The organism is Bacillus sp. HNG (assembly GCF_003400205.1).
GTDB lineage: Bacteria > Bacillota > Bacilli > Bacillales > Bacillaceae_L > Ferdinandcohnia.
Map to the genome: position 1 here is coordinate 527329 of NZ_QUQV01000002.1, position 13327 is coordinate 540655.

A 13327-nucleotide genomic window follows, 5' to 3' on the forward strand; every position below is an offset into this window, starting at 1 on the left:
CTTTAGCTATGGAAAACGTTTACACTAGGAGGAGAAAAAATGGCTGAATTAGTTTTAGATCATATTTACAAAGTATACGACAATAAAGTAACTGCAGTAGAAGATTTTAACCTTCATATTAAAGATAAAGAATTCATCGTATTTGTAGGTCCATCTGGTTGCGGTAAGTCAACTACACTACGTATGATTGCTGGATTAGAAGAGATTTCTCAAGGGGATTTCTACATTGATGATAAACGTGTAAATGATGTTGCTCCAAAAGATCGTGACATCGCGATGGTATTCCAAAACTATGCGCTATACCCACATATGAGTGTATATGATAACATGGCATTCGGATTAAAGCTTCGTAAATTCCCGAAAGATGAAATTGATCGCCGTGTGAAAGAAGCTGCAAAAATTCTTGGTCTAGAAGAATATTTAACTCGTAAGCCTAAAGCATTATCAGGTGGTCAGCGTCAGCGTGTTGCACTAGGCCGTGCAATCGTTCGTGACGCAAAGGTATTCTTAATGGACGAACCATTATCAAACCTTGATGCAAAGCTTCGTGTACAAATGCGTGCTGAAATTTCTAAGCTTCACCAACGCCTTCAAACAACAACTATTTATGTAACACATGACCAAACAGAAGCGATGACAATGGCTACACGTCTTGTTGTTATGAAAGATGGCATTATCCAACAGGTTGGTGCGCCTAAAGATGTTTATGACAATCCAGAAAACGTATTCGTTGCTGGTTTCATCGGTTCTCCAGCGATGAACTTCTTCCCTGGTACTTTACAGGATGGTACCTTCACTATTGGTGATGTAAAAGTTGCTGTACCAGAAGGAAAAATGAAGGTTCTTCGTGAACAAGGCTATGTAAACAAAGATGTCATCCTTGGTATTCGTCCAGAGGATATTCATGACGAGCCTGTGTTCATTGAATCTGCTCAAGGTTCTAAAATCAATGCACTTATTGAAGTGTCTGAATTAACTGGTGCTGAAACAATGCTTTATTCACAGCTTGCTGGTAATGACTTTGTTGCGCGTGTTGATTCACGTACTCAAGCAAAACCAGGTGAAACAGTAGAACTTGCATTTGACATGAACAAATGCCATTTCTTTGACGCAGAAACTGAAAAGAGAATTCGCTAATCAAAAAGAAAAAAGTCGCCTGCATCTTGTAAAGGATCTCGATTTCGGGTGCTTTATCACTAAATGACATTAAAAAATGACGTGTGATTTGACACACGTCATTTTTCTTATTTGCTAAGGTTTTAAACCTATTTCTTCGTTATTGACATACAATTGACACTCAGACAACAAGGGTTGAACAATGAAAAAGTGGATCAAAACTTCTGTCAATTGCAATTTGTTCCGAGCACCTACCTTATCGGTTGTCGGAATAGGCTAAGCACCCAGACCGATGAGACCGATTAATAGATGGAAAAATTCCGCCTAATTCGTAAAAAGCACTGAAAATAGCCTAAACAAACGGAGAGATTCCGCTTATTGACTCTAAAAAATGAAAAAGAAGGCTTTTTCATTCGGATAACCGGAAAACTTCCGCTAATATAGGTCTATAAGATCCCCATTTCAAATTTAAACGGAAATCCTCACTTATTTATTTTAATGGAACCAGAGGGACGGTTCCCGTGGCTCCTTTACTCCTTGGCTCCTTTGCTCCATCCTCATTCTTTAATTAATTTTATTTCTTGGTTATGGCAGTTTGTACAATAGAATAGATGGGCACATTCATTGTTTTGTAAGGTTGTTTGGATGCCATCTATTTTTTTCATGTCATCTATTTGCATATATGCACTGTAGTCATCAAAGTAATCAATAATACGTCCTGAATCCTCTAAAGAATTCCCACATTGTGCACATGAGAAGCTAGCTTTGTTAAAGCCATTACATAATGGACAAATCGGCATAATCTCTTCTCCTACTCATTTTCATATTTAGTTATCACTAGTTTTTCGATGAAACAATGCAGTTATGCTTTCTTTTCCGTAGGAATTAATTGGCAAAGTTAATTTCGAATATAAACTTCATTTCGTCACATAATACTTAGTACAAACACAGCAACACACAACTCACCAAGCAACACATAAAACTTAAACACACACGGGTTAGCCTAGAGGCTAAGGAAACCCTTATATCTGGTGCAATTCCGGAGTAACCCACCAAAAAAAATCAGTTTAAGGAGATGAAGGAAAAATGGCAAACAACAACAACAGTAACCAATTATTAGTACCAGGTGCAGAACAAGCTATCGACCAAATGAAGTATGAAATTGCTCAAGAATTTGGTGTTAACTTAGGTGCTGACACTACATCTCGCGCAAACGGATCAGTTGGTGGAGAAATTACAAAGCGTTTAGTATCTTTTGCTCAACAATCTATGGGTGGAAGAGCTTAATAACAATTAAATATTTTTGGCTAGAGAGGCACCCTTAACGGGTGTCTCTTATTTTTCTCATGATTATATTCTTCCCAACTTTTGACTTGATTTTTTACAGAATATTATTGGGATACTAAACAAGAAGATATGATTATAGGAGGCGTTTGCTTTGAAGGATAAACTTAAAAACAGTACAGAGGACTTAGCTGCAAGACATTACCAGCCTGGAGATTACGAAAAGGACGATCAATTATCCTCAGGACTTGCTACAACCCATGAACAAGTAAGTGATTCTTACATGGAAGGCGAAATTGCAGCCCCTTTCAATAATAAGACGAAAACGAAAAATGGAGAATCTTCAAATGAAGGTTACCAGGATTACTATTCATAAGATATGAATTCCCTTTTAGGAGAGATCCGAATTGAGTGAAGTACAGCAATTTATTCGGGATATAACAACGAAAGCTAAAGATACATTATCAAATACATCCCAACTTGTAAAAGAAAAAATTAATACTGTTTTGCAAAGACCAATGGCAACGATAGATGACCTTGCCCAATATATTTCAGCCCACCCAGATACGAGTTTCGATACAAAAGAATTCCTTGGGTTTCAGTATCATTTTTACCACCTTAAAGTTTCGGATATTGTCTTTTATCTCGAAACCAAGGGAGATCATGGTGATTACATTCTAGACTTGTCTGTGTGTTCACCTGAAGGGACACTCTTTGAATACCATTCTTTCGAAAAGAAATATGGAGCGGATGAAAAAGTGCCCATCCCGGCAGCTTTGGCTAGCATCATTCAGTAAATGTAAAGGGGGACGGTTCTCACAGTTTTCCATTTTTTCGAAAACCATGAGAACCGTCCCCTGGATCACGTTGGATCCTTATTTTTCAATTTCTAATATTTGTTGGTTTACTTCTACATTTACTTTTCGGATGCGGCGGTTTTCCACTTCTGTGACTGTTAAGGTGAGATGCAAGTAATCAAAGGTGTCCCCGGTAACTGGAATTTTCTCAAATGATTCAAATATCCAACCCCCAACAGAATGATGGGAGCTTTCCGGTTCTTCAATTCCAATGATTTCTGCAAAATCGTCAAGAGGCATATCCGCATTTATTTCATATGTATTTTCATCTAATTGTGTAATATATTTAATCTTTTCATCATGTTCATCCCAAATCTCACCGACGATCTCTTCGATGATATCTTCTAAAGTAATCAAACCTGAAGTTCCGCCAAATTCATCAACAACGATTGCCAAATGTGTTTTGCTCTTTTGAAGCTCTGGCAGCAAGGTTGAGATTTTCATCGATTCAACTACAAAAAATGGTTTGCGGATTATTGAACGAACATTTATTTTCTTTTGTTGAACGAGAAGACTTAAAAATTCACGTTCTGATAGAATACCAATGATATTGTCGGTATTGTCTTCGTACACTGGTACACGTGAATAACGTTCCTCTAAGAACATATCTCGTATCTTTTCTATCGGATCATTCACCTCAACAGCAACCATATCAATGCGCGGTGTTAATATTTCCCCCACTAAAATATCGTTGAAATCAAGGGAACGGTGTACTAATTCTTTTTCTTTATTATCAATAACTCCTTCTTCTTCACTCAAATCAACCATTACTTTGATTTCTTCTTCGGTAAAGGATGGAGTATCATTATTACTTTTAATAAGCTTGGCTGCTAATGCTTTTAATAATCCAAATAGATAGGTAACTGGTGTGAGTATCTTCATTAATAAAAATAATACGCCAGAGACCCGTAATGAGAAATTTTCTGCATTTTCTTTTGCAAATGATTTTGGAAGGACCTCTCCGAAAATTAATATGAGTAGCGTCATTACAAACGTACTAATAACAAGCCCGGTATTTCCTCCAAGAAGATCTGAAGCTAGCTTCGATGCAATTGATGCTGCAGCAATATTTACAATATTGTTCCCAACAAGAATAGTCGAAAGGGCGTTATCAAAATGCTCCGTAATATAAAATGCCTTCTTACTTCCACGTCGCTTTTCATCCACATAATTCTTTAGCCGTATTCGATTAACACTTGAATAGGCTGTTTCACTTGCAGAAAAAAACGCTGATAACATGATTAAAACGACTAACAAAATGATGGTACTCAGTGGCAAATCGTCCACGTAAATTTCACACTCCTAAATTGTAATTGACTTTATTTTTGTTTATGATGAAAAGAGATAAAGTCAAAATCTTAATACGAGAATATCGATTATTTTTATAATAGCAAACATTCTCTTATATGGGAATGATTATCTATGAATGTGATTTAAATCACACCATGCTATTTTTAGTATTGATATAGTACTTATAAGAAAAATTAAGCGGCGGTGATAATATGGACTTTAAACTCAATACCTTATATGAAGAAATCGGTGGTGCAGATGCCATTCAAGATTTAGTGAACACCTTTTATCCAAAGGTATATGCCGATCCTGATTTAGCTCCTTTATTCGAAGGAGATATAGAAGAAATTAAAAGAAAACAATATATGTTTTTAACACAATTTACTGGTGGCCCGACATTATATAGCAATGAATTTGGACCTCCGGCAATGCGCTATCGTCATATGCCTTTTGAGGTTACACCCACACGTGCTAGAGCTTGGTTGCGTTGTATGAAAGAAGCATTCGAAGAAACAGGTCTTGCTGGTGATGCAGCCGAAGCCTTTTATGCTCGTTTACAACAAGTTGCAGGAATCATGGTAAATACGCCAGATTAACAAGAAAAGCGAAATGTGTCCGTCTATCGGCTTGTGCCCCCGAGCCCGGCGCCTGCAGATAAACATCAAAAAAATCCACGAAAACTTCGTGGATTTTTTTATGATTCGATGATTATGGTCCCAATAAAGAATATTAAAACTAACGCTGCCGCAATATTAAATGTAATTGATAATTCGTCCATAGTTACTCCCCCATTATCTTTTATATGGTTTAAGAGTATCATCAAATGTGGAAAAATTAGGTTCGTTTTTAAGGCAGTTTTTTGTCAAAGAGATGAACATTTTGTGAATCGTTGTTCGGAGAAACTTGGGTTCATCCTAAATACCGATGATACAGACTCTTTGCTTCTGAAAGGTCTTTTGTTCCATGAATGAGAACACGACCATCCCTGAAAACAACTATTCTGTTCGAGCCTTGTGTAAATGATAATAAGAATGGATTTGTTTCTACTTTACCACCTTGAGCTGTTAAACGTTCTGCAAGAGAATCTAAGTCTCTTTCCATTCGTTTGCTTGGTCGTATTTGAACGGAGTCCCTTCCACATAAAACGGCTGATTTTGTCTGATTCTCATAGGATAAAAAAGGATAGGATGGATTTGTTCCACAAGAAAGACAACCTTCTTTTTTTACACGATCAACTTTTATCGCTGTATGTTGATTTTTCCATAAATCAAATGAAACTAATTTATTTCGCAACGCATCGAAATCTTCAACCAATATTTTAAGTGCTTCCGTCACCTGATAGGCAACCACCATTTGAACGGCTGGACTTATGATTCCTACCGTATCACATGTCAGTCCTCCCATCGGTATGGTTTCTAGGAGACAATGTAGACAAGGTGTCTTTCCTGGCATGATGACATAACTAATTCCATAACTCCCAACACATGCCCCATAAATCCATGGGATGTTATATTTTTGTGATGCATCATTTAAAAGCATTCTTATGTCAAAATTGTCGGTTGCATCGATGATTAAATCTACTCCATCAATGATTTGTTCAATCTCCTGAACCGATACATCCATAACATGTACTTGGATATCAACATCTGAATTTATTTTTTCTAAGCGTTCTTTTGCTGCAATCGCTTTTGGCAAACGATTGGCTGCATCATCTTCGCTATATAATTGCTGCCTTTGTAAGTTCGTCCACTCCACATAATCGCGATCGACAATTGTTAGCTTTCCGATCCCTGCACGGACAAGCCCCTCAGCACTTCCTGTACCAAGCGCACCAGCACCTACTATGAGAACATGTTTATTTCTAATTTTCCTTTGCCCACTGGTTCCAATTGGAGTAAATAACTCTTGCCGAGAGTAGCGTTCGTTCAACTCAAATTCCTTCCTTCCAATGTAGTTCTGTTGCTATAGTACCATAGGAAAGACCTTTAGATAAAAGAAAAAGCCAGAATAGAGAGACTATCCTAGCTAAAAAGTGATTATTCTACATATACGGCCGTTCCGTATGCAATAATTTCAGATGCATTTTGCATGACAGATGAAGTTTGTAGGCGCAGCCCGATAACTGCATTTGCTCCTTTTGCCTTCGCATCATCTACCAGTCGCCCAATTGCTTTTTGTCGTGCTTCTTCCAGCATTTCCGTGTAATCAGAAATTTCTCCACCAACAATTGTTTTCAACCCTGCCATAATATCTTTACCGATATGCTTTGACTGAACCGTACCTCCTCTTACAAATCCCTTTAGTTCTTTTACTTCTTTACCAGGTACAAAATCAGTAGTCACGATAATCATTCTCGTCATCCTCCTCTTTCTCACGTTTTCGTTCCCATACTAATAAAGCAAATAATAAAACAATGGCAACCATATAAAATGCATAAAACGTCAGTGCCTTTGAAATATCAATAAACAAAAATACAATTCCTACGATTTGTCCAATAACGGCTATCAACAATACAATATATTTCGCAATAGTCCCCATCATTCCCTACCTGCTTTACGTCGATAAATTTTTCTAGCAAAAATTAGATAAAATACAATTGGCAAGGGTGTTTGGATCAATCCCCATATTCCCCAAAACCAATAATTATGCCCCCGCTTTCTTGCGTCTAAAAATAACCAAAAGCTTTGAATGAGTAGGATGATGACGATTAATATCCAGAATTTGATGTCATACGTTTTCATGTACGCATCACCCGTTTTCGATATCGATAAAAGCTATAAACCGGGAAGCTAATAGTTGCGATACCTTGAATAAGAATATAAGCAAGTGGCAATTGGAAAAATGCTGTGATTAACGCCGTCATCATGAATAATGCGATTAAAATAAAAGCGATTAAATCTCGTCTGAATTTTTTCTTTTGTTTCTGTTGTTCGGCGGCAACTATTTGTTCAAACACTTGAAGATCAGGAGTGAAAACCGAATATTGTTGATCTATTTTAGTGAATGCTTCATTGATTTCTTGAATCGTTTCTACATCTTCTTCATGTTGTGGTTCGTTCTTTAGTAGGACTAGCTTGTTTTTCTTCATTGGGTCTCAACTCCCTTCTTACTGTTTGAATTCCGTTATGTATTCTTGATTTAACAGTTCCGATGGCGATATGAAGCATATCTGCTATTTCCTCATATGAATACCCATAGTAATGTTTGAGAACAATTGGAATCCGAATTTCATCAGAAAGCCTACCTAGTGCAGTAAGAACATCATTCCAATCTTCTGACTGATTATCAAATTGCCACTTCATTTTGCGTAATGCTTGTTCCTGCAGCTGATAGTTATGCTCTCGTTTCTTTTTTCGAAGATCGTCAATGTATAAGTTCGTCGCAATTGTGATGAGCCATGAGGAGAATTTTGCTTTGCCATTATACAATTTGATTTTTTCCATACTTTTCATCATTGCTTCCTGTGCCAGGTCTTCGGCAATATCAGGCTTCATTGTAACTTTTATTAAATATTTTACTAAAAAAGGATAATGCTCCTTAAAAAGCATAGCGAACGCGAGTGTATCACCACGCTTTGCACTGCGAATTAGTTCCTTTTCATCCATGCAATGAATTCTCCCCCAAGAATATTTGGTTATCTTTATTTATCGCTAATAATACGAATGAGGTTATTAAAAAGTTCACTTCATCAAAAAAACTTTTATTTTTTTCTAGTTTAACCAATAAAAGAAGCCAGAACCCTAGCTAGGTTTGGCTTCTCCTTAATCTATTATTCGTTTTCTGTTGATGCAGTTTTTCTTGATTGAGCTAATTCATCAGTTAAATTGTCAATGCTGTTTCTGACATTCCCTTTTCCTGACAGGTTTTCAATGATTTCCTTTACATCGATACCAGAGGATGCCTTCAATGATTCCTGCAGGGTCGACATTAAATTTGTTGCATAGCCGGTTACCTTATTGGCGCCGCTATTTTCTCCATTACTGCCAGTATCCACGACCGTAATTTTATCAATATTGGATAATGGTGCAGCCACTTCTTTCGCATATTGTGGAAGCATTTTAATAACCATATCGAGGATGGCCGCTTTTCCATATTGTTCGAAAGCTTCCGCGATTTTTTGTTTTGCTTCCGCTTCAGCAAGACCTTTTAGGCGAATAATATCAGCCTCAGATTCACCTTGTGCACGCTGGGCTTCTGCTTTTGCTAGACCATCGATGCGGATTTTCTCAGCTTCCGCTTTTGCCATTGCTTCGATTCGATATTTATTTGCATCCGCTTCTGCCAATTGCTTTGCTTTTTCTGCCTCTGCCGCTTGAACAACCGCATAACGGTCAGCATCCGCCTTCTTCTTAACCTCTGAATCATATTGCTTTTCACGACGTAAAATTTCTTTTTCTTCGAGCTCAATTTGCTTCTGTCTTTCAATGATCTGAATTTGCATTTGCTGCTCGGTAACTTCTTGTTTGGCTCTCGCTTCTTCTAGGTGGTAGGCTTGGTCAGCACGCGCTTTCGCAATGTCTTGTTCTCTACGGAATTCAGCAATTTTCAACTGATTGATTTTTTCTGCTTCCGCAACCTCTGTAGCACGCTCTAGCTCAGACTTCTGCGCTTCTTTCTCGGCCTCAGCACGTTTAATTCTTGTTTCTTTTTCAGCCTCTGCCGTTGCAATATCAGCATCGCGCTTTACTTGAGCAATTCTTGGTTTACCTAAAGAATCGAGGTACCCATTCTTATCTCGGACATCCTTGATTGTAAATGACACAATCATTAGACCCATTTTTGCTAAATCCTGTGATGCCACGCGTTGCACTTCTTGTGAGAACTTATCACGATTCTTATAAATTTCTTCAACAGTCATTGAACCAAGGATTGAACGAAGATGACCCTCTAATACTTCTCTTGCTTCATTTTCTCGGTCTTCTTTACGTTTTCCTAAAAATTGTTCTGCAGCTGTAGCAATTTCTGAAATAGAACCGCCGATTTTAATAATTGCCGTACCATCTGCCATAACAGGTACACCTTGCTCTGTATATACTTCAGGTGTTTGAACATCTAGTTTACTCGATAAGAGACTTAATGGTTCAGCCTGTTGGAAGACTGGAAGTACGAATGTACCGCCACCACGAACAATTTTAATGCGGTTTCCTGCCTCATCCACATGAACATTTTTTCCACCTAAATAGCTACCAGTTACAATTAGGGCTTCGTCAGGACCCGCTGTTTTGTACTTTGAAACAAATACCCCAATAAGTGCAAGTAGTAAAAATGCGACAACTCCGATTACAATCCAAATTCCTGTTGTCATAGTTCATTTCCCCCTTTTATCTTCATATTTTGGTAAGGTAAGACGTATACAACGCCTTCCTTTATATCTATAATAAGAACCTTTTCATCATATGGGATTGGTTCATTATTAAAGCTTTTAGCCGATTTAGCGATAGTTCCACTGATTCCTTCTATCACTACTTCTCCAAAGCCATCTACTGGAATTGAAGTGATGACCTTGCCAATTCGTCCTTTCAAATCCTCTTCTCTGTAGACCATCGATTCTTCTGCAGAAGACAATGGAATCAACACGAAAACATTCAATAATGTGACTAAAATAAGTGCTAATACGAGTGAAATAACAAGAATTAAGAAACTATGAAAGGATAGCAATTTTTCAAAAATGTAACCTGATGCGCTTAAAAATGTGAGGAATGAAAAAATGAGTGTTGGGCTCAAAAAACTGTCTGGAAAGATCCCCTCTAGAAAGTCACCAAACAGGATAAAAGTGAGGGTACCAATTCCACTTATGACTAAGCCAATTAGATAGATGGTTTGAATATCATATCCAAATAGTTCCATAGCTTCACCTCCAAAATTTATGAATACCTTTGTAATTTTCTTTACATTCTCATTTACGAATTACGTTTATAAAAGGTTTCATTTTTTTATGAATTTTTTCAAACATTTGTAAAAGTTTGTCGATATGATATGGTTACATGAGCTCTTTTGTAATCCAAACTTTTAGTAAGAATCCAAGTACAATATAGGCAACCATATATCTCCAGTAGATCACCAATTTTTCGTTCTTTTTTTGGACAATTCCTAACCCTATGATCCACCAAAAGATAGCGTAATCCGTGATTCGTTTTTTACGAAGTTGAGTTTCGTTCCCTTCGAATTTCCTTTTTTTATTTTCATGACGTGCCCAAAGAATCACAATCACAATATCAGCAATTGCCCCAATAGAGATGGCAACCAAAACAAAGGTTGGAGATGGCTTCCATCTATTGTCTTTTTGGGCTTCTGTTTTCTTTTCAACTCTCTCCTTGTCCGCTTTAAGGGCTTCCTCAAAACTTTGAGTAGCCTCCGTTTGCCTTACATCGCTGACGATTTTATTACTTGGTACATCAAAAATGGAATAATATAGACCAATTCCAACTGCTAAAAGGATAAACAAGCCATAAGCTAGTCCAAATAATAATCCTTTTTTCATTTGCACCAACTCTTTCATAGAATAATAGGAATAAAGACATACAAATTATCCCTATTCTTACAATACTCTACAAAAGGTCCTAAATAAATGTTTTTTTATAGGATTTGAGAAGTATTTGTATGACATAAAAAAGCAAGCCCCCTTTATTAGTAGGGAACTTGCTTGATCTCTAATCTTTATCTTTGTCTTTCTTTTTTTCATCCTTTTTCCGTTTCTTCTCTTCTTCTTTACGCTTCTTCTCTTCTTCCTTTTTCTTCTTTTTATCCTCTTTCCACTGATCGTTTTTCTTTTCCTGCCCGTTGTTTTCCTTCCACTCGCTCTCCTTCTTTTTTACTGGAGGCTGGTAGGCTGGTAGATTGAAAGAACTTGGTGGTACATTACTTAATGACTGCTGGATGATTTCTCTAAATATCGTGGCTGCCGTAGCACTTGAATTCGTTAAATAATGATTCTTATCGGTCTTGTCATATCCAAGCCAGACTGCACCAACGAGCTCTGGCGTGTATCCGACCATCCAAATGTCCTTTACGCCATTAACGCCTTCAATAGGTAACTGGGTAGAACCAGTCTTTCCTGCCACTTCTCTTCCTTCAATGGTAGCATGACGACCAGACCCGCTTTCCACTACACCCTTCAACATAAATGTCATTCGCTTGGCAACTTCAGGGGTCGTAATTTGTACAGGCTCTTCCTTCCACTCGGCAATGATTTCACCATTGGCATCGACAATTTTGGAAATGGCATGTGCTTTCGTCTTTTTCCCTTCATTTGGAAAAGTTGTAAAGGCCTCAGCCATATGAATTGGAGCAACCCCTTTATCAAGTCCACCAAGTGCCAAACTTAAATTTTGATCATTTTCGGTGATCGGAAGTCCAAATTCCTTTACAGAATCAATACCTGTTTTTAATCCAATTTTGTTTAAGAGCCATACTGCTGGAACATTATCTGAATCCCTTACCGCATCATACATGGTCACACTACCTTTGAATTTTCCGGAAACATTCGATGGTTGATAGCCGTTAAAACTCATCGGTTTATCCGGTAATACATCATATATGCTGTAGCCATGCTCGAGTGCTGGCGTATATACAGCAAGTGGTTTAATCGTGGAACCTGGCTGTCTTCTTAATTGAGTAGCATGGTTAAACCCACGGAATACATGCTCACCGCGCCCACCCACTAATGCGCTGATACCACCAGTCTTTGGATCTACTAATATAGCACCACTTTGAAGCAATTGGTCTTCAGGGCTCGCAGGAAATAAGCTGTCATTTTTATAGACATTTTCTATGGATGCCTGCATGTGAGGATCAACCTCGGTATAAATTTCTAAGCCCCCTGACATAACTTCATTTTGGGTGAGTCCATATTTTTCAATCGCTTCCTCGATAATATGGTCTATATAATATGGATACTTTCCTTCATATGGATCAAGTTGGCGTCCCTTAAACACCATTTCTTGCGCTTTCGCTTCGTTGACTTGATTGGAGGTAAGGTATCCCTGCTCCTCCATTAACGAAAGGACAAGATCCCTTCTGTCTAATGATTTTTCTTGATCAATTAAGGGATTCATCTTAGAAGGCGATTTGATCAAACCGGCAAGAATCGCTCCTTCACTCACCGTTAAGTCCTTAACCTCTTTGCCAAAATAGGTTCTTGCGGCATTTTTAATTCCCCATGCCCCTTCACCGAAGTAAATTTGATTTAAATACATTTCAATGATTTTTTCTTTTGAAAAAGTACGTTCAATTTTTTGGGCAAGGAAGAATTCTTCTATTTTTCGCTTCAATGTTTGTTCATGCGTTAGAAATACATTCTTTGTTAATTGCTGGGTAATCGTACTTCCACCTTCAACGATCTCACCCGCTTTTAAATTCCGGAAAAGTGCACGAAATATCCCGACATAATCGACACCAGGATGTTTATAAAATCTACGGTCTTCTGTGGCGATAACAGCATGAATCACATGTGGCGGGATGGTTTCATATCTGACACCTTCAATTTTAGGTCCAGGTACCTTGCTTGCAATCTCACCATTTTTGTCATAAATAATGGTCGGTTCCGGTAACGGATTATTTAAAGCACTAACATCCCGAGAATTGATATACATGTTGAGTCCAATAGCAACGAAAAGAATAAAAAGTAGCCCTATAAGTAAGGTGATTTTTACTCTTCCCACCTCAGACAATGTCTTGATGAAATTTTTTCCCATTCAAATGCCCTCCAAAAAAAGAAATGCGCAAGCGCCTTGAAAGCGGAACATCGACTAACTACTGCCACGTCCTGTGGCAAACGTCGA

The 13327-nt window shown here is 37.8% G+C and carries 17 protein-coding genes; 5 read left to right on the forward strand and 12 right to left on the reverse strand.

What is annotated here, in order from left to right:
• Positions 1 to 39: 39 nt before the first annotated feature.
• Positions 40 to 1137: an ABC transporter ATP-binding protein gene (locus tag DZB84_RS05870; RefSeq protein ID WP_116351321.1), complete on the forward strand. Its 1098-nt coding sequence runs from the start codon at positions 40 to 42 to the stop codon at positions 1135 to 1137.
• A gap of 536 nt (positions 1138 to 1673) precedes the next feature.
• Here DZB84_RS05870 and DZB84_RS05875 read toward each other — a convergent pair.
• The gene (locus tag DZB84_RS05875; protein WP_116351322.1) at positions 1674 to 1916 is read right to left on the reverse strand and encodes a hypothetical protein; all 243 of its coding nucleotides are present in this window, start codon (positions 1914 to 1916) and stop codon (positions 1674 to 1676) included.
• 286 nt (positions 1917 to 2202) lie between these two features.
• On the opposite strand from DZB84_RS05875, the gene DZB84_RS05880 reads away from it, so the two are divergent.
• From DZB84_RS05880 to DZB84_RS05890, 3 genes are all read left to right on the forward strand, one after another.
• Complete coding sequence (locus DZB84_RS05880) at positions 2203 to 2403, forward strand: alpha/beta-type small acid-soluble spore protein (RefSeq protein ID WP_116351323.1); 201 nt, start codon at positions 2203 to 2205, stop codon at positions 2401 to 2403.
• Positions 2404 to 2554: 151 nt separating this feature from the next.
• Positions 2555 to 2776: a YozQ family protein gene (locus tag DZB84_RS05885; protein ID WP_116351324.1), complete on the forward strand. Its 222-nt coding sequence runs from the start codon at positions 2555 to 2557 to the stop codon at positions 2774 to 2776.
• A gap of 31 nt (positions 2777 to 2807) precedes the next feature.
• Positions 2808 to 3197, forward strand: a complete 390-nt coding sequence (locus DZB84_RS05890) for a hypothetical protein (RefSeq protein WP_116351325.1) — start codon at positions 2808 to 2810, stop codon at positions 3195 to 3197.
• A gap of 78 nt (positions 3198 to 3275) precedes the next feature.
• Here the strand turns inward: DZB84_RS05890 and DZB84_RS05895 are convergent, their stop codons facing one another.
• Positions 3276 to 4544 (reverse strand): hemolysin family protein, encoded by a 1269-nt coding sequence (locus DZB84_RS05895; RefSeq protein ID WP_116351326.1) that lies wholly within the window; start codon positions 4542 to 4544, stop codon positions 3276 to 3278.
• Positions 4545 to 4759: 215 nt separating this feature from the next.
• Here DZB84_RS05895 and DZB84_RS05900 point away from each other — a divergent pair, with 215 nt between their 5' ends.
• Positions 4760 to 5143, forward strand: coding sequence for a globin domain-containing protein (locus DZB84_RS05900; protein WP_116351327.1), 384 nt, complete (start codon positions 4760 to 4762; stop codon positions 5141 to 5143).
• A gap of 313 nt (positions 5144 to 5456) precedes the next feature.
• Here the strand turns inward: DZB84_RS05900 and DZB84_RS05905 are convergent, their stop codons facing one another.
• The 10 genes from DZB84_RS05905 to DZB84_RS05950 all read right to left on the reverse strand — a co-directional run bounded on the left by DZB84_RS05905 (position 5457) and on the right by DZB84_RS05950 (position 13240).
• On the reverse strand, positions 5457 to 6476 hold the full coding sequence (locus DZB84_RS05905) for a thiazole biosynthesis adenylyltransferase ThiF (protein WP_116351328.1): 1020 nt from the start codon (positions 6474 to 6476) through the stop codon (positions 5457 to 5459).
• Between the two features lie 107 nt (positions 6477 to 6583).
• Positions 6584 to 6898: a YbjQ family protein gene (locus tag DZB84_RS05910; RefSeq protein WP_116351329.1), complete on the reverse strand. Its 315-nt coding sequence runs from the start codon at positions 6896 to 6898 to the stop codon at positions 6584 to 6586.
• Entirely contained in the window at positions 6879 to 7088 is a 210-nt protein-coding gene (locus tag DZB84_RS05915; RefSeq protein ID WP_223254386.1) for a hypothetical protein, read from the reverse strand. The genes DZB84_RS05910 and DZB84_RS05915 overlap by 20 nt, the downstream gene beginning before the upstream one ends.
• Complete coding sequence (locus DZB84_RS05920) at positions 7085 to 7288, reverse strand: sigmaY antisigma factor component (protein WP_116351331.1); 204 nt, start codon at positions 7286 to 7288, stop codon at positions 7085 to 7087. Before DZB84_RS05920 ends, DZB84_RS05915 begins: the two co-directional genes overlap by 4 nt.
• Positions 7285 to 7635: a YxlC family protein gene (locus DZB84_RS05925; protein ID WP_116351332.1), complete on the reverse strand. Its 351-nt coding sequence runs from the start codon at positions 7633 to 7635 to the stop codon at positions 7285 to 7287. The genes DZB84_RS05920 and DZB84_RS05925 overlap by 4 nt, the downstream gene beginning before the upstream one ends.
• Positions 7589 to 8152 (reverse strand): RNA polymerase sigma factor SigY, encoded by a 564-nt coding sequence (gene sigY / locus DZB84_RS05930; protein ID WP_116351333.1) that lies wholly within the window; start codon positions 8150 to 8152, stop codon positions 7589 to 7591. Before sigY ends, DZB84_RS05925 begins: the two co-directional genes overlap by 47 nt.
• Positions 8153 to 8316: 164 nt before the next feature.
• The gene (gene floT / locus DZB84_RS05935; RefSeq protein WP_116351334.1) at positions 8317 to 9852 is read right to left on the reverse strand and encodes a flotillin lipid rafts scaffold protein FloT; all 1536 of its coding nucleotides are present in this window, start codon (positions 9850 to 9852) and stop codon (positions 8317 to 8319) included.
• Positions 9849 to 10394 carry an NfeD family protein gene (locus tag DZB84_RS05940; protein ID WP_116351335.1) on the reverse strand — a complete coding sequence of 182 codons (546 nt, stop codon included), beginning with the start codon at positions 10392 to 10394 and terminating at the stop codon, positions 9849 to 9851. The genes floT and DZB84_RS05940 overlap by 4 nt, the downstream gene beginning before the upstream one ends.
• A gap of 133 nt (positions 10395 to 10527) precedes the next feature.
• Positions 10528 to 11028 (reverse strand): hypothetical protein, encoded by a 501-nt coding sequence (locus DZB84_RS05945; protein WP_116351336.1) that lies wholly within the window; start codon positions 11026 to 11028, stop codon positions 10528 to 10530.
• 169 nt (positions 11029 to 11197) lie between these two features.
• Positions 11198 to 13240, reverse strand: coding sequence for a transglycosylase domain-containing protein (locus DZB84_RS05950; RefSeq protein WP_116351337.1), 2043 nt, complete (start codon positions 13238 to 13240; stop codon positions 11198 to 11200).
• Between the last annotated feature and the right edge of the window lie 87 nt (positions 13241 to 13327).